This window comes from Candidatus Binataceae bacterium (assembly GCA_035650475.1).
Classification (GTDB): Bacteria; Desulfobacterota; Binatia; order Binatales; family Binataceae; genus JAKAVN01.
Genome location: DASRHP010000012.1, coordinates 924,106 through 945,251, shown reverse-complemented (window position 1 = coordinate 945,251; position 21,146 = coordinate 924,106). Strand labels below are relative to the sequence as shown.

Sequence of the window (21,146 nt, the reverse complement as noted above, 5' to 3'; positions counted from 1 at the left end):
GCGCGCCTATTCGGTGATTATCTTGACCCGCTGGCCGGGAGTCAGCTCCGCGCCCGGAGCGAGACCGTTGAGCACGCGAAAGCGCTCGGCGCGATAGGTCTCGAACGCCATCCGCTTCGCCATCGCCGCCACGGTGTCGCCCTTGTTGACCATGACCACACGCACCCGCAGCGGTTTGAGCGCCGCCGCCTCGGCCGGGCTCAGCGTGCGGAAGCTCTGGATCGTGCGCATGTTGCCTGGACCAAGCTGCGCCAGCAGCGTGAGCGGGGTCAGGAAGCGGAAGCGATAGACGCGCGCGGGTTCGGTGCGGATCGCCGCCAGCCTGAGCTCCATCGGGCCGCGATTGGTCTGTACGTTGACCCATCCGGTGGCCGCCTCCAGCCCGTTGACGCGCATCGCGGTGACCCCGTTAAGCGTGGTGCGGCCGGCGCCGCCAACGTACTGCGCCATCGTCATCTGACGCAGCCGCTCGGGCTGCGGCGCGGCGTCGAAGACGATCAGCGCCTCGCCGGGGCCGGGCGCGAAGACCGCGTTCTGCGTGTTGAACAGCTGGTACTCGGGCGGGACCTCGAAGCTGATGCGCAAAAGCGGATGGCTGAACGTGCGCCCGCGGATGTAGCCCTGCGAGGCCGGTTCGCCGTAAAGCATCCCGTCGATCGCTTCGAGATAGCTGTCGCGTCCCACCGTCGGATTCGCAACGACCGTTACCCTGGCGGCTGCGATGGCGCTCTCGATCCGATCCGCGGTGGTCGGATGGGTGGCGAGAAAGCCGAAGCGTTCCGCGCGGCCCGGCTGTCCGAGGATCGTCTCCTGAAGCGTGGTGTAGGCCTGGAGCTTGCGCAGGAACGCAACCGCGGCGCGCGGGTCATAGCCGGCGCGCGCCATGTAGCGGGCGCCGAGCTGGTCGGCTTCGTACTCCTGCTCGCGCGAGAAGCTGCGCAGATAGGCCAGCGCGGCGAGCTGCGTCCCCTGGATAAGCGCGGCGGGGGCGCCGGTCGCGATCGCGAGCGCGGCGATCCCGAGCGAGGCCAGCGTCTGGCGGCTCTGCTGCTGCGCGTGATGGAGCGCGGTGATGTGGCCGAGCTCGTGACCGAGCACGCTGGCGACCTCGCCCTCGTTGTCGGCGAGCGCGAGCAGTCCGCGGGTGATGTAAACGTAGCCGCCGGGGGTGGCGATCGCGTTGACGATCGGTGAGTTGAGGATGGTGAATGTGTAGGTCACGTCGGTGCGTTCGGTCTGGCGCGCCAGCGCCTGGCCGATCCGATTGACGTAGGCGTCGAGTCCGGAGCCCTCGTAGGCGCCGCCGAAGGCCTGCAGGATCTGCGGATGCTGTTCGCGCCCGATGCGTGCCTCGTCCGCCGCGGTGGTGAAGCCGGTCAGGGCGGTTCGGCCGGTGGCTGGATTGACCGCGCAACCGGCGGGCGCGAGCGTGAGCGCCGCTGCCGCGAGCATAGCGGTTAAAACTAGCCGGCTGATCTTTTCGGGTCGTGCAAACCGCAATTCTGCCGTGCGCATCATTTACATTATCCGCCTCACAATAGGACGTGACATCTTTTTTATCGGCGGCGCTACTCGAGATCGCGCCGATCTATCTGGTCGCCGGAGCGATCGTCGCGGGCGACGCGCTTGGCCTCTGCACGTTCGCCCCTCCGCCGTGGGCGGCCGCCGTGGCGGCGTTCGGTGCCCTTCTCCTCTATATCCGGCGCACAGCCGCGGTCGCGATGGCGCTCGCCCTGATCGCGATAGCTGCCGCGGCGGCATCGACGGCGCGCAAGACCATCGCGCCGCCGCGCAGCCGCTCAAGCCTGGCCAGTTTCGCTGACGGTGCGACCGTCACGGTTGAGGGATGGATCGACCGCGCGCCGGAGCGCTTTGCGGATCGCGAGTACGTGTACGTCGATGTCGAGCGCGCGGGCCTCGACGCGGCCACGATGCGTCGGGTCCGCGGCACGATCCGCGTAACCGTAATCGGCGGCAGCGCCGACGTGCGGGTCGGCGACGAGGTGGAGTTGCGTGGCGCGCTGCGTTTCGCGCGCGCCTTCGGCGACCCCGGCGAATTCGACTACGCCGCCTACCTCGCGCGCAACGCAATCGCCGCGCGCCTCGTGCTCAACCCGCGCAGCGATACGGCGCTTGCCGTTATCGGCCATCGCAGCCGCTTTCCGCAGGCGCAAATCGCGGCAGTACGCACGCGGATCGGTGCGCTGATCGACGCCGGTCTCGTCGGCGATGAGCGCGCGGAACTGCGCGCACTGGTGATCGGCGACCGCGGCGGAATCACGCGCGGGCTGCGCGAGCGCTTCGCGCGCACCGGCCTTGCCCACATGCTGGTGATCTCCGGGCTCCACTTTGGTTGCGTCGCCGCGGCCGCTTTCGCCACTGTGCGGTTAGTGATGTCGCTCGTCTCTTCGCTGTGTGCGCTTGGCTACGCGAACAAGCTCGCCGCCGCGTGCGCCGCGTTGGCGGTAATGGCATATGCCGCCATCGCCGGGCATCACGTCTCGACCACGCGCGCGCTGGTGATGGTGCTGGCGTATACGCTGGCGGTGGTCACGGACCGCGCGCGCGAGGTGATGGCGAGCCTGGCGCTGGCCGCGATCGTGATTTGCCTTGCGATGCCCGGCTCGAGCGGCGATATCGGCTTCCAACTCTCATTCGTATCGGTGATAGCGATCGTGCTCGGGATGCGGCGCTTCACGGCCTGGTGGCGGCTGCGTCTCGAGCGGCGCGACGTGATCGCCGGCCCCCCCTCCCGCGCGATGCGTATGGCGGCCGTGGTCGGGGGATATGTCGCGGTTTCATTCTGGGCGTTGCTGGGTGTCGCGCCGCTCACCGCCTATCACTTCAACCAGTTCTCGGCCGTAGGCGTGGTCGCCAACGCGGTCGTGGTGCCGGTGATGGCGCTGGGCGGCGTGGTATGCGGCCTGGCGGGATGCCTGGTCGGGCTCGTCGCGCCAACCCTGGGCGTGCCGGTGCTGCGCATGGCGGGATGGGCGCTTTGGCTGGGGACGGCGCTTGCCGGATGGTTTGTCGAATGGCCGGCGGCCTATTTCAGGACGTTCACGCCAACACTGCTCGAAATTGCGATTGCCTACGGATGGCTCCTGCTATGGCTGAGCCGGCCGTTCGTCTGGCCCGAAGGCGCCGCCGCGCCCGCCGGGCAACCCAGGCCGGCTGCGGTCGGCTCCGCCGTGCGCTTGTGCCCCCCTGCACGCTGGCGTATCGCGGCGCTCGCGCTCCTCGCTGTAGCGACGGCGGCAGACGCGGGGTGGTGGAGCGGCGCGCGATGGTTCGATCAGGGCCTGCGGGTGACCTTCCTTTCGGTGGGCGAGGGGGACGCGGCGGTGGTGCGCTTCGGCGGCGGGCGCGTGATGCTGATCGACGCGGGCGGCGCGTGGCCCGATGGTTTCGATTTCGGCGAGCGCGTGGTGGCGCGCTACCTGTGGACGAAGAAGATCATGCACGTCGACTACCTGGTGGTGAGCCATCCCGACCTCGACCATTTCGGCGGGATGGCATTCGTCGCGCGCAATTTCTCGCCCGCCGAGTTCTGGACCAGCGGCGCCATCAGTACCGACGCCGCCTACCGCGCCTTGATGGCTCAGATCGCAGCCGAAGATATCCCGGTGCGTATCGTCAACTCTGCGATGCCGCCCGTGCGAATCGCCGGTGCAACCGTACGCTGTCTAAATCCGCAACCCGGCGAGGTCGCCAGCAGCAACAATCTCTCGATGGTGCTGCGGATTGCGCAGCGCGGGCGCAGTGTGATGTTTACCGGCGATCTCGAAGCGGAAGGCGAACGGACCCTGCTTGCCCACGTGCCCGAGTCCGAGCTCGCCTCGACGGTGCTCAAGGCGCCGCATCACGGCAGCCGCACCTCGTCGAGTGCGCCCTTCGTCGAGGCGGTGCACCCGCGCGTGACCGTCGTCTCGCTTGGCTACCGCAATCGCTTTCATTTTCCGGCGCCCGAGGTGGTCGAGCGTTACCGGGAATCCGGTGCGCTGGTTTTGCGCACGGATATGGACGGCGCGGTCAGTATCGAGTTTGCGCCAGACTCGATTGGCGTGCGCACGTACAACGGTGGGGCGATAAACCTGCCGCCGGCGCCGCCGGCAGTCATCGCGCGCGGCGAGTAACGCGAGCAGGCGTGGGGCTCTATTTCTCGGACGAGGGCGCGATATTCTGGCGGGCCAGGCGCGCGCGGTCAATGTAACCGGTCTTGCCGTACCTGGCGACGGATTCCTCAACTTCCTTCATCAGTTCGACCGCCGGCTTCTCCAAGTCGAGCACCTGCCCATAGGGCTGTTTGGCCTTGAGCCCGGTGTTCCAGTACACCTCGAACCGATTGCCCTCGGGATCGAGGCCATAAACGCCGATCGCGTTGCCGTGGGAAAGAATGACGTCGATTTGGACACCCTTTTCCTTGAAGCGACGATAAAAGCCGAGCACGTCCTCCAGCGAGTTGCAGCGGAACGAGACCTGTTGCACCACACGCGCGTCGCTGCCGACATTGCGCCCGCGGCAAAGCAGGAGTTCGTGATGCTCTTCGTCGGGGCGCGAGCTCATGAACACCATTCCCAGTTCCGGGTCTTCGTCGCTGACGGTCAGGCCGAGGATATCGCGATAGAAGGACTTCTGTTTTTCGAGGTCCTGCACGTGGAGACCGACGTGTCCGAGCCTGGCGATCGACGGGGTAGCCATTGCGTGCCCTCCTCAGGTCCGTCCCTATTTTTGCCTGACCAGCGGTCCGGTGGGCTTGTCGGCCGCGAAGTTGGGCCACGGCGCCCGCGCGGCGGCCACCCGGTTGCGCAGCACGCCAATCCCCTCGGTCTCCATCTCAACTACGTCGCCTGCCTCAAGCCGCTTGTTGCCGGCGTAGGTGCCGAGCGAGATCACGTCGCCCGCCTCCATCAGGGTGTAGTCCGAGCAATAGGCGAGCACCTCGAAGGGATCGAAGATCATCGCGGAGGTGTTGCCTATGCGCCGGACCCGGCCGTTGACTCGCACTTCCATCCTGAGGTTGCGCGCGTCGGGCAGCTCGCGGGCCGTCACGACCCACGGACCCATCGGACAGAAACTCGCGAAGTTCTTCGCGTAGCTGTACGGCTGGCCCATCTTCAGCCGCTCGCGCTGGCGGTCGCGCGCCGAGACGTCGTTGCAGATGGTATAGCCGAAGATGTAATCGCGCGCCGCGGAGGGCCGGATGTGCCGGCAGTCGCGCCCGACGACCAGTGCCAGCTCGTGCTCCTCGTCAACCATCTGCGGGAACGGCGGCAGCTCGATCTCGCCCTCGTGCCCGACGAGGTTGCTGCTGTACTTGGCGAAGATGATCGGCTCGTCGAAGAAGCTGAGCTTGCTCTCCTCGATATGCTCGCGGTAGTTGAGCGCCAGCGCCAGAATCTTGGGCGGGCGCAGGATCGGCGGCAGCCATTTCGGGTGCCGCACGGCGTAATCGGCGAGCTTGCCGGCGCCGCGCAGCCGCTCGACGCTTTCGGCCGCCACGGTGTCGATGTCGATTCCGGCCTGGATAATTGCGAGCAGCGAAGCGGCGCATCGCAGCTCCGGATGCGTCGTGTTGAGCGCGCAGGTCAGGTCGTAGATGCCGTCGGCGAGCGCGACCCCGACGTGCGCCTCCGCCCCAGCCTCGAACGACAGCAACTTCATGCCCCGGCTCCTCCGATTCCGCGCCCGAGTCTAGCGCAACCCAGAGGGGAGGGGGTAACTCGGGGCCGATGTGGTAGAAGCCGGGGTAACTCGGGGCCGAGGTGGTAGAAGCCGGGTGTGAGGCTCACGCGAGCGGAGTTTCTGCGGCTCGCGGCCGCAGCGGCGGGCGCGCTGATGCTCGACGCCGCCGTGCGAGTGTTGCGCGCCTCCATTTTGGGAGCGGTATCGCAGAATCCGGAGGTTGCAACGATGAATAATCCCGGCCGGGCGATGCTCACGCGGCCGATCCCGACCAGCGGCGAGGCGCTGCCAATAATCGGGCTGGGCACGTGGCAGACCTTCGACGTCGCGCTCGACCCCACCACGCGCAAGGCTCTCACTGAAGTGCTCCGCCTGCTGCTCGACGGCGGCGGCAAGGTGATCGACAGCTCGCCGATGTACGGGCGGGCCGAGGCGGTGGTCGGCGAGCTGCTCGCCGCAATGCACGCGCGCGAGCGAATCTTCCTCGCGACCAAGGTGTGGACCTCGGGGCGCGAGGAGGGAATCGCGCAGATGCGCCGCTCGGCCGAGCTGCTCCGCACGCGCGTCATCGACCTGATGCAAGTGCATAACCTGGTCGATTGGCCGACCCAGCTCGCGACGCTGCGCCGGATGAAGGACGCCGGGCAGGTGAGGTACATCGGGATCACCCACTACACGCCGTCAGCCTTCGGCGCGCTGGCCGACGTTATGGAGCGCGAGCGTATCGACTTCGTCCAGCTTCCCTATTCGATCGAGACCCGCGAGGCTGAGGCGCGGCTGCTGCCGCTCGCCGCCGAGCGCGGGATCGCGGTGCTCGTCAATCGCCCGTTCGAGGGCGGCGGCCTCTTCCGCCGCGCACGCAAGGCCGCGCTGCCGCCGTTGGCGGCCGAGTTGGGATGTTCGAGCTGGGCGCAGTTCTTCCTGAAATTCATCGTCTCCCATCCGGCGGTGACCTGTGTGATCCCCGCGACCGCCGAGCCGGCCCATCTCGCCGATGATCTCAAGGCTGGCTATGGGCGTCTGCCAGACGCCGCCGAGCGGCGCCGAATGGCCGAGCTGTGGCGTTCGATTTGAAACAGTTGACGCTTTGAACGGCCTGTGGGAGACTCCGCATCGCGGCCGGCCGGCGACGGATGACGCGCGCTCGCCGGGCGCATTTTAGCGTCTTCATCGAGACTCGAAGTTCGGGAGGCAGTCCATGGCTGAGCAGGCGCAAGCGGCCGAAACCGGCCCCAAGCCGATCGTTCCTTTCCTCAAGCTCGCACCTAAGCCCCACCTGATGGGATGCAAGTGCTCAGCATGCGGCGCGACTTTTCTCGACACCAAACGTGTGGCGTGCTCGAAGTGCGGCGCCACCGACACCCTCAAGCCGATCCAGCTGAGCGACAAGGGCAAGGTGTGGGTCTTCTCGGTGGTTCATCAGTCGTTCCCCGGAATCAAGACGCCTTACATCACGGCGATCGTCGATCTGCCCGAGGGCGTCAGCGTGCGCACCAATATCGTGGGTGTTGAAGCCGAGGAGGCCCAGAAGAACCCCAAGCAGATGTTCGACATGCCGGTGGAGATGATCACCAACGTGGTGGCCAAGGATCGCCAGGGCAACGACGTCGTCGCATTCGCGTTCAAACCGAGCAAGAATTAGGAGAGCAGCATCAGGGCGCCGCGCGCGCTAGGCGCAACCTGAGCGCCGGCTGGTCCGGCAGGAGGATCCGAGATGCAGAACGTTTACGTATTGGGAACCGGGATGATCAAGTTCGGTCGTTATCCGGAAAAGAGCGTGCCCGAGCTGGGCGGCGAGGCGGCCGAAATCGCGCTCAAGGACGCCGGCATCAGTATCAAGGACGTCGAGCTCTTCGCCTGCGGCAACCTCTACCAGGCCAACGCGATGGTCGGGCAGCGCATCCTCCAGCAGATTGGTCAGACCGGCATCCCTGTAGTCAACGTTTCCAACGCCTGCGCCACCGGCTCAACCGCCTTCCGCGAAGCGTACTTGGCGATCGCGTCGGGGATGTATGACGTCACGCTGGCGGTCGGGGTGGAGCAGATGGGCAAGCAGGGCCTGCTCGGCGGCGGAGGCGGCGGCAGCGACCCTGCCTACGCGACCGAGGGGCGGCTCGGCTCGGGCTTGATGCCGGCGGTGTTCGGCCAGGCCGGCGTCGAGCACATGCGCAAGTACGGTACCACCATCGAGCACTTCGCCAAGATCTCGGTGAAGTCGCACAAGCATGCGACCCGCAACCCCTTCTCGCAGTACCGCAATGAGGTCACTCTCGAGGACGTTCTCAACTCGCGCATGATCTCGTACCCCAACACGCTCTACATGTGCTGCCCGACCGGCGACGGTGCGGCGGCGGCGATTCTGGTCTCCGAGAGCAAGCTCAAGCAGCTCGCCGCCGGACGCAAGCGCGCGCGGGTTGCCGCCTCGGTGCTGACCTCGGATCCGTGGACCGACCGCGACCTAGCGCTGCCCGATGTGAGCACGTTGACCCGGCGCGCCTCCAAGAAGGCGTACGAGATGGCGGGCTTGGGCCCCAAGGACGTGAATCTCACCGAGCTGCACGACTGCTTTGCCACCGCCGAGCTCGTGCACTACGAGAACCTCGGCCTGTGCGGCGACGGCGAGGCCGGCAAATTCATCGATAGCGGCGGTGGCAAGCATCCCGACCTCGGCGGCTATGCGCCAGTCAACGTCTCGGGCGGCCTGCTCAGCAAGGGCCATCCGCTGGGCGCCACGGGCGTCGCCAACATCTGTGAAATCGTCTGGCATCTCACCGGGGACCCGCGGGCCAAGGATCGTCAGGTGCCCAATGCCAAGGTGGGCCAGGCGCACGTCATCGGGCTTGGCTCGGCCTGCACCATCCACATCCTGACCGTCTAGGCTTGCGGGGCTGGCCTGTTGCAACGAGGCCGAAGGGGCCGCTTGCTTGGCGGCCCTTTTTCTTGCCCGCCTGCGCGGATAGATTTCTGTTGGGGATAGCGAATCGCTTCGCGGAGATTCTTAGCTTCGCTCAGCATGGTAAGAGAGGCGCCCTTGGGTGTCATCTCGAGCGAAGCGAGTCTGCGAGCGGAGTCCAAGGCTCAGCGCGCGGCGATTCGTTTCACACGGCAACCACGAACGCATCGTGCAACTGACGCGGCTCAGAGGATTCCAGGACATTGCGGGGGCGCAGGCGCGCAGCCTCGCTGTAGTCGAGGACCGCGCGCGCGCCATCGCCGAGCGCCACAACATAAGCGAAGTGCGCATCCCGGTGCTCGAGCGCTTGGAGCTTTACCAGCGCTCCACCGGCGAAACCACCGACATCGTCGAAAAGCAGATGTACGCCTTCGCCGACCGCGACGAGGCCGAGACTACGCTCGCGCTGCGCCCCGAGGGCACACCCGGGGTGGTGCGCGCGTATATCGAGGCCGGCTTGGATCGCAGCGAGCCGGAGCAGCGATGGTACTACGTCGGGCCGATGTTCCGGCGCGAACGTCCCCAAAAGGGGCGCTTTCGACAGTTCTCGCAGTTCGGCGTGGAGATCTTCGGCCGCGCCGACGCCGCCACGGACGCCGAGTTGATGGTGATGATCGACGAGCTCAGACGCGAGCTCGCCCTGGCGTTGAATTTCGAGGTCAATTCGCTCGGATGCCCCGAGTGCCGGCCGCGCTTTCGTCAGGCGCTGCTCGCATGGGGCCGTGCCCATCTGGCCGAGCTCTGCCAGGACTGCCATCAGCGGCTCGAGCGCAACCCGCTGCGCGTGCTCGACTGCAAGATCGACGTTAAGCTCGCCGAGGACGCGCCGAGGAGCCAGGACTACCTCTGCGAGGCCTGCCGCGCGCATTTCGCGATCGTCTGCGAGCTGCTCAGCGATGCCGCGGTGCCGTATCGCGTCAATCCGCGCCTGGTGCGCGGGCTCGACTATTACACCCGCACCACATTCGAGGTGATCTCGGGCGCCGTCGGAGCGCAGAGCGCGGTTGCCGCCGGCGGGCGCTACGACGGCCTGGTCGAAGCGCTGGGCGGTGCTCCGGTGCCGGGCACCGGCTTCGCGATCGGCGTCGATCGCCTCGCGCTCGCGCTGGAGGCGGGGAAATTCGAGGCACGGCCCGACGCCGCGCTGGCCGCCTTGGGCGACGCCGCGGTGCGTGTGGCGATGCGGCTAGCGGGCGAGATGCGCGCGGCGGGGCTGAGGGTCGAAGTGATGACGCCCGGGCGGGGACTCAAAGCGCTGCTGCGTCGCGCGGACAAGATCGGCGCGCGCTACGCCGTGATCATCGGCGACAACGAGCTCCAGCGCGCGACCGCCGTGGTGCGCGACCTCAAGGCGAGCGCGCAGAGCGAGGTAGCGCAGCGCGATCTGATCGCGGCGCTCAAGGACGGGCGCGCGTCCACTATTCCGTAGCCGGCGGCGCACGGGTATCCTGCCACAGACGCCGAGTCCGACTCACTGACGACTGCGATGGCTGAATTCTCCGAATACTCGCCGCTGCCGCCGTGGCAGCGCACCGACTTCTGCGGCGCGCTGCGCGCGGCCGACGCCGGGCGCGAGGTCGCGCTGTGGGGATGGGTCGCGGCGCGGCGCGACCACGGCGGCCTCATCTTCATCGACCTGCGCGACCGTGAGGGGATCGTTCAGCTGGTGTTCAATCCGGCACACGACCCTGCGGCGCACGAGGTCGCGGGGCGCGCCCGCTCGGAGTACTACGTCGCGGTGCGCGGCAAGGTCGTGCGCCGCGCGGAAGGCACGGTCAACGCTGAGCTGCCGACCGGAGAAATCGAAGTCGCGGTCTGCGAGGCGCGTATCCTCAACGCGTCGCAGCCGCCGCCGTTTCCGATCGACGGCGAGACGACCGCCGAGGACGTGCGGCTGCGCTACCGCTATATCGACCTGCGCCGCCCGGCGATGCAGCGCAACCTGCGCCGGCGCGCGCTTGCAGTCAAGGCGACGCGCGCGTTTCTTGACGGCGAGGGCTTCGTCGAAATCGAGACGCCGATTCTCTGGCGGCCGACGCCCGAGGGCGCGCGCGATTATATCGTGCCGAGCCGCGTCAACCCGGGGCGCTTTTTCGCGCTGCCGCAATCGCCGCAGCTGCTGAAGCAGCTCCTGATGGTCGGCGGCTTCGACCGCTACTACCAGATCGCGCGCTGCTTCCGCGACGAGGACCTGCGCGCCAACCGCCAGCCCGAGTTCAGCCAGGTCGATATCGAAATGACCTGCCCGCGTATCGACGACATCATCGCGGTGGGCGAGGGGATGATGGCGGCGATATACCGCGCCGTGCTCGGGGTCGAAATCGCGCGCCCATTTGTGCGCCTGACCTGGGCCGAGGCAATGGAGCGCTTCGGGAGCGACAAGCCCGACATGCGCTTGGGAATGGAGCTCAAGCGGCTCGATGCGGCGTTCGGCGGCACCCAGTTCAAGGTGTTCGCCGAGGCGCTCGGACGCGGCGAGAGCATCTATGGAATCGCGCTCCCCGCGGCGCATCAGCTCAGCCGGCGCGAACTCGACGAGCTGGTCGAGGGCGTGCGCGCGCGCCACGGGATGGGCCTGGCGTGGGCTAAGGTCGGAGCCGACGGATGGCAGGGGCCGATCGCGCGCCATGTTGGCGATGCCGAGCGCGAGCGTGCGGGCGCGGCCGCCGGGCTCGGTGCCGGAGACACGCTGCTGATGATGGCGGGCGGCGCGGCGCGCGTGCGCCCGGTCCTGGGCGAGCTGCGGCTTCAGCTCGGGGATCGTTTCAAGCTGCGCCAGAGCGGCGAGCGCAAGTTCCTGTGGGTGGTGGAGTTTCCGCTGTTCGAATACAGCGATGAGGACAAACGCCTGGTGTCGGTCAACCACCCGTTCACCGCGCCCCATCCCGAAGATCTCGATCTGCTGCGCGACCAGCCGCTCAGCGTGCGCGCGCTCGCCTACGACATGGTGCTCAACGGCGAGGAGCTGGGCGGCGGCTCGATCCGTATCCACACGCCGGAGCTCCAGCTGCGGGCCTTCGAACTGCTCGGCTTCACGCGCGAAGAGGCGATGCGCCGGTTCGGGTTTCTGATCGAGGCGCTGGGCTACGGCGCGCCGCCGCACGGCGGTATCGCCTTCGGCGTGGATCGGATTGCGATGCTGGTCTGCGGTACCGACTCCCTGCGCGACGTCATGGCATTCCCGAAGACGCAGAAGGCGGTGGATCTGATGAGCGGGGCGCCGTCGGAGGTGGACGCGCGTCAGTTGCGCGAACTCTCGATCAAGGTGACGCCGTGAACAAGATTAATCCGTCCGCCGCGGCAGCGCTCGCGCTGGCATGGGTGCTGCTGGCGCCCGGATGTGCGAAGGACCGCTCGGTCGGTCAGGTCTGGCACGACACGATGTCGGCCATCCCGGTGGTCGGCAGCGATCCCTCGCTGGAGATCCATTCGGTGCGCTCGATCAAGACCGTCAAGGTGCATCGGCTGGCCGTGATGCCGCTGATCGAGCATCCCAACGCCACTGGCGAGCCAATCGAGGAGGGTGCGCCGGAATCGCTCACCGCCGACATCTACAGCCGCGTCACTCTGGTCTCCGGATGGGAAGTCGCGCCGGAGAGCGACGTGCGCGACGTTCTGTCCACACTGCCGCCGACGACGATGGCGAATCTCCAGCAGAACGCGCTCAAGCTCGGCCGTCAGCTTTCCGCCGACGCCGTGCTCTACGGCACGGTGACCCGTTATAAGGAGCGCGTGGGCAGCGACTACGCCGCGAAGAGCCCGGCGGCGGTGGCCTTCGCGATCCACGTGATTGACGTGCACAACGGCGTCGTGCTGTGGACCGCGCGCTACGCGCGCGAGCAGCAGGCGCTGACGCAGAACATCTTCAACCTCGCCAATTTCGTCGAGAATCGCGCCCGCTGGGTGCGCGCGCACGACATCGCGCAGCGCGGCGTCGACGAAGCGATCGCCGACCTCGCCTCCAAGCTCACCTACACGCTGCCCGTCACGCCGGTGCCGATGCCGCCGGGAACCGGCACCTACTGATCCGCGCGTACTCGGAATCGCTTCGCGCGGATTCTGCGCTTGGTTCAGAATGGCCAAGGGCGGCTTCGCCGATGCCATCCCGGAGGCCGCCTCAGTCCCACGGCGAGCGCGGCTTCATCCGCAGCGCGGCGGCGACCGCCGGATGCGCGACGTGGCCGCCGAAGGTGTTGAGCCCGGCGCGGATTGCGGCGTTGCGCGCGCCGGCTTCGAGCACTCCGTGATCGGCCAGCTCCAGCGCATAGCTCAGCGTCGCGTTGGTCAACGCGTAGGTCGAGGTGTGCGGCACGATCGCCGGCATGTTGGTCACGCAGTAGTGGACCACGCCCTCGGCGATGAAGATCGGCCGCTTGTGGCTGGTCGGACGCGAGGTCTCGGAGAGTCCCCCCTGGTCGATCGATAAATCGACCAGCGCCGCGCCGCGCTTCATCCGTGAAACCATCCGGCGCGTGATTAGGCGCGGCGTGCGCGCGCCCGGCACTAGCACGGTGCCAACCACCAGATCGGAGCGCAGCACCTCCTCTTCGATCGTCGCGCGGTTGGACATCACGGTGGTGATGCGCCCCTCGAGCGTTTCGCTCAGGTAGCGCAGGCGTGTCGGATTGACGTCGAGGATGGTGACCTCGGCGCCGACGCCGGCGGCGACGCGCGCCGCGTTGGCGCCGGCGATTCCGCCGCCCAGCACCGCGACCCGTCCCGGTCGGACGCCCGCGGCGCCGCTGAGCAGCACGCCATCGCCGCCGTTCTGCGCCTCCAGGCACCATCCGCCGACCTGGATCGCAAGCCGCCCCGCCACCTCGCTCATCGGCGCGAGCAGCGGCAGGCTGCCGTCGGCGAGCTGCACCGTCTCATAACCGAGCGCGGTAGTGCCGCGGCGCACGAGTTCGCGCGCAAGACGCGGCTCGGCGGCAAGGTGGAGATAAGTGAAGAGTACCAGATCGGGGCGCAGGAAGCGGAACTCGGATGGCTGCGGTTCCTTGACCTTGAGCACCATCCGCGCGCGCGCCCATACCGCGGCCGCCGCGCGCACGATCTGCGCGCCCGCGGCCTGGTACTCGCGATCGCTATGGCCGCTGCCCGCGCCGGCGCCGCTCTGCACCAGCACGCGATGGCCGTGGCTGCGCAAAACCGCGGCGCCCGCGGGCGTCAGCGCGACGCGCCGCTCGTCCGGCTTGATTTCAGTGGGGACCCCGACGATCATCGCTGCTCGACCTTTCCCGCCGCGTGCGACAGAGGCGGCGCCTACTTGAGGAAATCTCAAGGGAACTTGACAAGCGGTTTTCCGCCGCGCTTGATGGCAGATATGCGGCCGCGGGTCCGGCGCCGTTGAAGATCGGCACGCCGGGGGAGCACAAGGCGGCGATCGTTTGGAGGAGGACATGGAGGTTCCGCCGGGACTCAAGTACTCGAAAGAGCATGAATGGGTGGCGACCGAAGATTCGGTCGCCACCATCGGAATCACCGACCATGCGCAGGAACAGCTCGGCGAGATCGTTTATATCGAGCTCCCGTCGGTCGGCGAAAAGATCAGCAAGGACGATCCGTTCGGCGTCGTCGAATCGGTCAAGGCCGTCTCCGACATCTATGCCCCCGTCAGCGGCACCGTGATCGAGGTCAACGAGGACCTGCCCGAAAGTCCCGAGGTTATCAACGAAGATCCGTACGGCGACGGCTGGCTGATCAAGGTGCGCTTCAGCGATCTCGCCGAAGTCGACGACCTGATGGACAGCGAGGAATACGAGGAGATGGTCGCCAAGGAGAAGGAGTAGGGAGCTAATCACTCGCCGAGGCCGGCGCCGTGGCCGGCGCTGTTTCGGCCTTGGCGACCCGCAACTGGAACCGGCTTACACCCGCGGGCGGCGCGACGAACACGATCACGAATGGGGCGTTGCCTTGCGGGGGCAGGGTGAAGTTCTTCGGCCCGTCGAGCCTTTCGAAGAAGTCCAGCTCGTGCGGTGTCATCTCGCTGACCATTGCCGGCGACAGATTGTTGCCGCAATAGACCGCGCGCACGCGCAGCGGCTGGTTCGTGGGACCGCTCAACGCGGCTTCGATCTGCACCGCGCCGAGCCTCGCCGAGCTCACATTCTCGGCTACCCCGCTGATAATAAGCGCCGTCTGCTTGTCTTTGATCGTCGCGTAGCGGGCCCGGACCTGGCTGAGCGCTACCCTTTGCGCGGGCGAGATCGGCGGTTCGAGATCGGCGCCGACCACCGGCAAGGCGCTTAGCAACTCGGCGCTGGCCAAGGGCGCTCCGCAGATAATCATGCTCAGGACGCCGAAGCCGAACACCACAACAGCGAACAGCGCGATGAAAAACCCGGCCGAGTGCAGCGTGTAGGAACGCCCGCGCAACTCGGCTTCGAGCCGAGCCGCTGCGGCGCTGGCCTCTTCGTGGTTGAGCGGTTCAAAATCGTGGCCCTCGCGCGCATCGTCGATCTCGTCGCCGCGGATACGGCGCGGGGCGCGCGCGATTCGCGGCGGGGGGACGGCTTCCGGCTCTCCGACCTCCCACGGTTCCTCGCCGTAACCTTTGGCGGCGTGGTCGGGCTCGCCCACGGGCGCGCGGACTTCATCGCTGAAGTCGAAGCTCAGATTCACTCCGGGTGAGCTCTGTTCGTTTGGCGTTGGCTCGAAGCGTCGGCTTAGAAGCTCCTCTGTGGGAGGGCGCCGCGAAGCGGCTTCGTCCGAAGCTGCGGGCGCGGGTGTGTCGTCGGGCGTCGGTTGGTCAGCCGCCGGACGCTGCTCACCCGCCTGCGCCGCCTCGCGCGGCGCCTTGGGTGCCCGACGCGGCGCAGGCTGCGGGCGCGTCGGCGCGGCCATGCTTGGCGCTGCCGCGTCCGGCGCGCCGCCCACAGACCTCGCCGCGTTTGCGGCGGCGCCCCCAGCCGCAGCATCGGCCGACGATGGCGGCGGCGCCTCGGACCTCGGCGCCAAAGCGCCGAGGTCCGAGGCGCCGCTCCGAGGCGGTTGCGCCGCGGCGGCCGGCGCGCCGTCAGGCGCGGCCGGCGCTGCGGCAGGGCTGTCCGGCTCCTCCGCCGGTGGCCGCGTGGCCGGCGAAGGCGCGGGCGCGGGGCGCGCGCCTTCGGGGCCGGCGCGCCGCGACGTCCGCTTGCGCGGCTCGATGGTGAACACGTGCCCACAGCGCGAGCATTTGAACGTTGGGGTTTCGTCAGGCAGAATCCGTTCGTCAATCCGGTAACGGGTCTGACAACTTGTACACTGGACTTCGATCATTGCCCCTGCGCCTCTCCGTCCAGCCGATTACGCTAACACAAGCAGCCCTGCCAGGCATCAGACCGAGGCAGCGGCGTGTCGGCATGCGCGGAAGGTCGGTGCGCACTGTACGCGACGTACGCGGCGCCGGCTGGCAGCCAGCGACGTGGGGTGAGCCGCGATGCGGTTGGCGCTGATTGCGCGCAGATTCGATCCGGCGGGTGGCGGAACCGAGCGCGATCTGCTGGTGACGGCCGAAGGCCTGCTGCGGGCGGGCCACGAGGTGACCATCTACGCCGCGGAGGTGCGCAAGCCGACGCGGCGATGGCGTATCGTGCAGGTCGGTACGTCGTGGTTGAGCCCAAGCCTGGGGCTTTGGCGATTCGCGTGGGCTGCGCCGGCGATGGCGCGGCGCGACGGCGCCGACCTGGTGATCAGCTTTGCGCGCGCGGTGGGCGCCGACGTGCTGCGCTCGGGCGGTGGCGCGCATGTTGCCTATCTGCGGGCGGCGCGGCGGTGGCGAGGGCGCGCCGCGGCGTCAGCGATGCATCTGCGGCCCTATCATCGCGTGCAGATGGCGGTTGAGCGAGCCGGGTTCACGTCGCCGGCACTGCGGCTGGCGATCGCGGTGTCGAAGCTCGTGCGCAAGGAGCTGATTGCAGAGTTCGAGCTAGCTCCGGAAAAAGTCGCGACACTTTACAATGGGGTCAACCTCGAGCGCTTCCATCCGGTGGCGGACCGTGCGACGCGCGTCGGCCTTCGGCAAGCATTCCAGGCCGACACTGGCGCGCCGGTGGTGGCCTTCGTAGGCAACGGCTTCGCGCGCAAGGGGCTCGCGCCTCTGCTCAAGGCGTGCAGCGCGATGGAAACGCGGCCGTTTCTGCTGATCGCCGGGAGCGACCGCGCCGCGATTCGCTACATTCGCCTGGCTCATCGGCTCGGAATCGACGATCGCGTGCGTTTCCTCGGCGCGCAGGAACAGATCGAGCGCGTCCTGCATGCCTCCGACGCACTCGCACTGCCCTCATTTTTCGAGCCCTTCGGCAACGTCGTGATGGAAGCGCTGGCGAGCGGGATCGGCGCGCTCGCCAGTGCGCAATGCGGGGTCGCTGAACTGATGCCGCCGCTCCTGCAGCACCTCGTCGTAGAGGATCCCGCCGATTCCGGCGAGATCGCAAACGGTCTCGACGCGCTCGTGCAGAGCGGCCGCGAACTCGGCGAAGCCGCCCGCGCGGCCGCCGCCGGATACACCTGGGAGCGCTACGCCAACGGTCTGCTCGCGCTGATAAACTCGCTGGCCTAATCGAGCGCCTGTGGACGGCGGCAAGCTCAATGGCTCTTGCCCCCCTTTGCCTTGGGGAAGGGGCGGGAGGTCAGGTCGCAGCCGTCCTCAGGTTTGCTCGCTGAATGAGCTGTCACCGGTCTTTGTCTGCGCTCCTTGCCAGAGCACATCGCGCATCCCGCGCGTGACCGCGAGCCGCCACTCCGCACGCGCCAGGCGCTCGGGGCGGGCGCCGGCGATTCGCGCGGCCCAGACCCGCAATACTGCCATCGTGTTGTCCGCAAGCACCGCGAGCGCGCGATGGTGTTCGTGGATCATCCGGCATCGACCGCGCTCGCGCGCGATGCGCAGAAAGCGCGTGCGGTCGGCGCGCGACGGGTCGACCTCGTGATAAACCAGCGCGCGCGGCGCGTAGCCGATCCTGAACCCCGCACGGCGCAGCCGCGCCGACATTTCGGTCTCCTCCTCGTGGCCGGCCGCGCCCGGTCCCAGCCGCTCGTCGAACAGCCCCACGCGCTCAAGCACCGACACGCGAAAGGCCATGTTTGCGCCGAGGACACCCCGCACTTCGATCACCTGCTCGCCGTGGTCAACGATCGGAAGGTCGAGCCAGGGCGCAGCCGCGGCGCCGACTTTGGCCACAGGATCCTCGACGGGCAGGACGCGGCCTTTCATCGCCGCGAACTGCGGGTGTTCGCTGAAGAAGCGCTCGACTTGGTCGAGATAGTCGGAGACCACGACGAGGTCGTCGTCGAGACACACGACGATTTCGCCTGAGGCTTTGCGCAGCGCTCGGTTCTGGACGCGGCATTTGCCGGGACGGGGGTCATGCAGATGCTGATGCGGCGGCGCCGGCGCAAGCAGGGGCGTCGGCGCGGGCGTGCCGTTGTCGGCGATCAAGAGCTCACGCTCGCCCGGGCGCAGTTGCGGCGCGAGGCTTGTGACCAGGCGTGCCAGTGCCTCGGGACGCGCGTGAGTGGCGATTACGACCGACAGTTTCAAATTTCTCCACAAGCGGCGCGACGGCTTGAATTCGACTCCGCAGCCGATTAAACCCTTTCAGATACCGGGGCGCGAGAGTGGCGGAACGGCAGACGCGCAAGGCTCAGGACCTTGTGAGCGCAAGCTCGTGGGGGTTCAAGTCCCCCCTCTCGCACCAGATTTCGCCGCCGGCGTCGCCGCGATATTCTTTAGACGGATGCGCCGCGGTAGGCCAGTGCTTATCGGCCTGACCGCTCAACGCACTGAATTCCGCTAGGCAAGACGGGCTCCCCTTGGAACTGAGCAAGACCTTCGACCCGAAGAGCGCGGAGGAGCATTGGTTTCAGCGCTGGATTGACCTCGGCTATTTCAAGGCCGATCCGGCGCGTCCGGGCCCCGTATTCTCGATCGTCATTCCGCCGCCCAACATCACCGGCCAGCTTCATCTCGGTCACGCGCTCAACGTCACCCTGCACGATGTGATCGTGCGCATGCGCCGGATGCAGGGTTACAACACGCTCTGGCAGCCGGGCACTGACCATGCCGGAATCGCGACCCAGAACGTGGTCGAGCGCGAACTGGCAAAAGAGGGCAAGACGCGCCACGACCTTGGGCGCGAGGCCTTCGTCGCGCGGGTGTGGCAGTGGAAGGAAACCTACGGCGGGCGCATCCTCAACCAGCTGCGCCGTCTGGGCGCCTCGTGCGACTGGAGCCGCGAGCGCTTCACGCTCGATCCCGGGCTTTCGCGCGCGGTGAGCGAAATTTTCGTCCGTCTCTATCGCGAGGGGCTGATATACCGCGCGCTCAGCCTGATCAACTGGTGCCCGCGCTGCGAGACCGCGCTTTCCGACCTCGAAGTCGATCACAAGGAAACGCTGGGCCATCTGTGGTACATCCGCTACCCCTTAGCTGACGGCGCGGGCGCGGTTACCGTTGCGACCACGCGGCCGGAGACGATGCTGGGCGACGCCGCCGTCGCGGTGCATCCGGACGACGAGCGCTATCGCGCGCTGGTCGGAAAAAAGATCGTGCTGCCGCTGACGGGCCGCGAGATTCCGCTGCTCGCGGATCCCGCCGTTGACCCGGCCTTCGGCACCGGCGCGGTCAAGATCACTCCGGCGCACGATTTCAATGACTTCGAACTTGGCCGCCGCCACGGGCTCGAGCAGATTGCGGTGATGGACGCGCACGCGCGAATGAATGATGCGGCGGGCGCGTACCGCGGGCTGACGCGCGAGGATTGCCGGCGCAAGCTGGTCGAGGACCTCGAAGCGCAGGGGCTGCTTGAAAAGATCGAGCCGCACCGTCACGCGCTCGGCGTCTGCTCGCGCTGCGAAACCGTGGTGGAGCCGCTGCTTTCGTATCAGTGGTTCGTGCGGATCAAACCGCTGGCCGAGGAAGCGATCGCGGCAGTGCGCGACGGCCGCACAGCCTTCCATCCAAAGTTCTGGGAGAACACCTACTTCTCATGGATGGAAAACGTCCACGACTGGTGCATCTCGCGCCAGCTATGGTGGGGCCACCGCATCCCGGCGTACTGGTGCGAGCGATGCGGCGAGCCGACGGTTGCCGCCCAGCGGCCTACGGCTTGCGCCAAATGCGGCGGCACCGACCTGCGCCAGGACGACGACGTGCTCGACACCTGGTTCAGTTCGGCGCTGTGGCCGTTTTCGACCCTCGGCTGGCCCGACGCCACACCCGAGCTGGCGCGCTACTATCCGACCAGCCTGCTTATCACTGGCTTCGACATCATCTTCTTCTGGGTCGCCCGGATGATGATGATGGGGTTGAAGTGCACGGGGCAGGTGCCGTTCCACGACGTGTACATCACTCCGCTGGTGCGCGACCAGTACGGCAAGAAGATGACCAAGTCGCGCGGCAACGTGGTCGATCCGCTCGACATCATGGAGCGCTATGGCACTGACGCGGTGCGCTTCACGCTCGCCCAGCTCAGCGTCCAGGGGCGCGACCTCATCCTCTCTGACGACCGACTGGCCGCCTCGCGTGCCTTCGCCAACAAGGTATGGAACGCGGCTCGCTTCGTGCTGATGAACCTCGAAGGCGCGCCGCAACCCGTGCCATCCGCGCAGCCGTCCGAGCTCAGGCTGGCAGAGCGCTGGATCATGGCGCGGCTGGACGAGGCGATTCGCGAGGTGAGCGCCGCGATCGATCGCTACGAGTTCAACGTCGCGGCGCTCAAGGCGTACGATTTCATCTGGCATGAGTTCTGTGACTGGTATATCGAGCTGGCCAAGGAGCCGCTGAAGGAGACCGGTTCGCGGCAGTCGGCGGCGCGCTGGGTGCTGGTGCGATGCTTCGATTCGCTGCTCCGCCTGCTTCATCCCTTCATGCCCTTTGTGACCGAGGAAATCTGGCAGGCGCTGCGCCCCTATATCGACGAGTCCGGCCTGGCGCCCCATCTGGCGATCGCGAGGTTTCCGACCCCGGCCGAGCGCGATTTGCTCGGCGAGGGCGAGGCGGCGGCGATGGATCGCTGTATCGCGGCCACCGAAGCGATCAACTCGTTGCGCTCGCTGCTCGGCTACCATCCGGGGCAGCGCGTGGAAGCGCGCATCAGGCTGCTTGGCGCGGGCGGTACGGGCGAGGCGATGGAAGCGTTTCGCGCCGAGTTCGAGCGCTGGAAGCCGTACGCGGCGACGATGGCCAAGACCGCAAGCATCAGCCTGGCCGGCGCGGCCGACCGCGCGGCAAAGGGGATGGTCACCGCGGTGCTGGGATGGTGTGAGGTTTCGGTGATCGCACCCGCAGCCTTCGATTTCGAGCGGGCGCGCGCGGCGATTCGCAAGAAGCTGGGCGACGTAAGCGCCCATCTCGAACAACATCGGGCGCGGCTTGACAATCCGGACTTCATCGCCAAGGCGGCGCCCGAGATGCGCGAGCAGATGCAGCAGCGCGCAGACGAGCTGGCCAGCCAGGAACGCCTGCTGCGCGCCCAGCTCAGGCAACTCGAAGAAGCGGTGTAGCCCGAGCGTCGCGCGAGCGGGG

General features: G+C 67.5%; 16 protein-coding genes and 1 tRNA gene. 11 read left to right on the top strand and 6 right to left on the bottom strand.

Annotated features, from left to right (window positions below; genetic code table 11):
* Nucleotides 1-6: 6 nt before the first annotated feature.
* Complete coding sequence (locus VFB33_15955) at nt 7-1,452, bottom strand: M48 family metalloprotease (GenBank protein HZO83189.1); 1,446 nt, start codon at nt 1,450-1,452, stop codon at nt 7-9.
* Nucleotides 1,453-1,544: 92 nt separating this feature from the next.
* Between VFB33_15955 and VFB33_15950 the strand changes: the two genes are divergently transcribed.
* Nucleotides 1,545-4,136, top strand: a complete 2,592-nt coding sequence (locus tag VFB33_15950) for a ComEC/Rec2 family competence protein (protein HZO83188.1) — start codon at nt 1,545-1,547, stop codon at nt 4,134-4,136.
* A 19-nt stretch (nt 4,137-4,155) separates the two neighbouring features.
* Here VFB33_15950 and VFB33_15945 read toward each other — a convergent pair whose 3' ends face one another.
* Both VFB33_15945 and VFB33_15940 read right to left on the bottom strand, forming a co-directional pair.
* Nucleotides 4,156-4,701 (bottom strand): VOC family protein, encoded by a 546-nt coding sequence (locus VFB33_15945; protein ID HZO83187.1) that lies wholly within the window; start codon nt 4,699-4,701, stop codon nt 4,156-4,158.
* Between the two features lie 24 nt (nt 4,702-4,725).
* The gene (locus VFB33_15940) at nt 4,726-5,664 is read right to left on the bottom strand and encodes a fumarylacetoacetate hydrolase family protein (protein HZO83186.1); all 939 of its coding nucleotides are present in this window, start codon (nt 5,662-5,664) and stop codon (nt 4,726-4,728) included.
* A gap of 117 nt (nt 5,665-5,781) precedes the next feature.
* Here VFB33_15940 and VFB33_15935 point away from each other — a divergent pair, with 117 nt between their 5' ends.
* The 6 genes from VFB33_15935 (at nt 5,782) to VFB33_15910 (ending at nt 12,664) form a co-directional block, all read left to right on the top strand.
* On the top strand, nt 5,782-6,759 hold the full coding sequence (locus VFB33_15935; protein HZO83185.1) for an aldo/keto reductase: 978 nt from the start codon (nt 5,782-5,784) through the stop codon (nt 6,757-6,759).
* 124 nt (nt 6,760-6,883) lie between these two features.
* Entirely contained in the window at nt 6,884-7,327 is a 444-nt protein-coding gene (locus tag VFB33_15930; GenBank protein ID HZO83184.1) for an OB-fold domain-containing protein, read from the top strand.
* A gap of 72 nt (nt 7,328-7,399) precedes the next feature.
* Entirely contained in the window at nt 7,400-8,563 is a 1,164-nt protein-coding gene (locus VFB33_15925) for a thiolase family protein (GenBank protein ID HZO83183.1), read from the top strand.
* A gap of 244 nt (nt 8,564-8,807) precedes the next feature.
* On the top strand, nt 8,808-10,067 hold the full coding sequence (gene hisS, locus VFB33_15920) for a histidine--tRNA ligase (GenBank protein ID HZO83182.1): 1,260 nt from the start codon (nt 8,808-8,810) through the stop codon (nt 10,065-10,067).
* 57 nt (nt 10,068-10,124) lie between these two features.
* A complete protein-coding gene (aspS, locus tag VFB33_15915) occupies nt 10,125-11,915 on the top strand; it encodes an aspartate--tRNA ligase (protein HZO83181.1) in 1,791 nt (596 codons plus the stop codon).
* Nucleotides 11,912-12,664: a GNA1162 family protein gene (locus VFB33_15910; GenBank protein HZO83180.1), complete on the top strand. Its 753-nt coding sequence runs from the start codon at nt 11,912-11,914 to the stop codon at nt 12,662-12,664. Before aspS ends, VFB33_15910 begins: the two co-directional genes overlap by 4 nt.
* A gap of 91 nt (nt 12,665-12,755) precedes the next feature.
* Here VFB33_15910 and ald read toward each other — a convergent pair whose 3' ends face one another.
* Entirely contained in the window at nt 12,756-13,862 is a 1,107-nt protein-coding gene (gene ald, locus VFB33_15905) for an alanine dehydrogenase (protein HZO83179.1), read from the bottom strand.
* Between the two features lie 178 nt (nt 13,863-14,040).
* On the opposite strand from ald, the gene gcvH reads away from it, so the two are divergent.
* Entirely contained in the window at nt 14,041-14,430 is a 390-nt protein-coding gene (gene gcvH, locus VFB33_15900; protein HZO83178.1) for a glycine cleavage system protein GcvH, read from the top strand.
* A gap of 4 nt (nt 14,431-14,434) precedes the next feature.
* Here gcvH and VFB33_15895 read toward each other — a convergent pair whose 3' ends face one another.
* Nucleotides 14,435-15,262 carry a DUF3426 domain-containing protein gene (locus tag VFB33_15895; GenBank protein HZO83177.1) on the bottom strand — a complete coding sequence of 276 codons (828 nt, stop codon included), beginning with the start codon at nt 15,260-15,262 and terminating at the stop codon, nt 14,435-14,437.
* A 796-nt stretch (nt 15,263-16,058) separates the two neighbouring features.
* Here VFB33_15895 and VFB33_15890 point away from each other — a divergent pair.
* Entirely contained in the window at nt 16,059-17,180 is a 1,122-nt protein-coding gene (locus VFB33_15890) for a glycosyltransferase family 4 protein (protein ID HZO83176.1), read from the top strand.
* A gap of 87 nt (nt 17,181-17,267) precedes the next feature.
* On the opposite strand, the gene VFB33_15885 is transcribed toward VFB33_15890, so the two are convergent.
* Complete coding sequence (locus VFB33_15885; protein ID HZO83175.1) at nt 17,268-18,161, bottom strand: glycosyltransferase; 894 nt, start codon at nt 18,159-18,161, stop codon at nt 17,268-17,270.
* A gap of 71 nt (nt 18,162-18,232) precedes the next feature.
* Between VFB33_15885 and VFB33_15880 the strand changes: the two genes are divergently transcribed.
* Together VFB33_15880 and VFB33_15875 are read left to right on the top strand one after the other, a co-directional pair.
* A tRNA-Leu gene (locus VFB33_15880) sits at nt 18,233-18,318 on the top strand.
* A 115-nt stretch (nt 18,319-18,433) separates the two neighbouring features.
* Entirely contained in the window at nt 18,434-21,124 is a 2,691-nt protein-coding gene (locus VFB33_15875) for a valine--tRNA ligase (GenBank protein HZO83174.1), read from the top strand.
* Nucleotides 21,125-21,146 lie beyond the last annotated feature (22 nt).

Excerpts from the sequence above, each read along its gene's own strand:
- VFB33_15955 (HZO83189.1), bottom strand. The coding sequence starts at position 1,452 with ATGCTCGCGGCAGCGGCGCTCACGCTCGCGCCCGCCGGTTGCGCGGTC.
- VFB33_15945 (HZO83187.1), bottom strand. The coding sequence starts at position 4,701 with ATGGCTACCCCGTCGATCGCCAGGCTCGGACACGTCGGTCTCCACGTG.
- VFB33_15940 (HZO83186.1), bottom strand. The coding sequence starts at position 5,664 with ATGAAGTTGCTGTCGTTCGAGGCTGGGGCGGAGGCGCACGTCGGGGTC.
- VFB33_15930 (HZO83184.1), top strand. The coding sequence starts at position 6,884 with ATGGCTGAGCAGGCGCAAGCGGCCGAAACCGGCCCCAAGCCGATCGTT.
- VFB33_15925 (HZO83183.1), top strand. The coding sequence starts at position 7,400 with ATGCAGAACGTTTACGTATTGGGAACCGGGATGATCAAGTTCGGTCGT.
- aspS (HZO83181.1), top strand. The coding sequence starts at position 10,125 with ATGGCTGAATTCTCCGAATACTCGCCGCTGCCGCCGTGGCAGCGCACC.
- ald (HZO83179.1), bottom strand. The coding sequence starts at position 13,862 with ATGATCGTCGGGGTCCCCACTGAAATCAAGCCGGACGAGCGGCGCGTC.
- gcvH (HZO83178.1), top strand. The coding sequence starts at position 14,041 with ATGGAGGTTCCGCCGGGACTCAAGTACTCGAAAGAGCATGAATGGGTG.
- VFB33_15890 (HZO83176.1), top strand. The coding sequence starts at position 16,059 with ATGCGGTTGGCGCTGATTGCGCGCAGATTCGATCCGGCGGGTGGCGGA.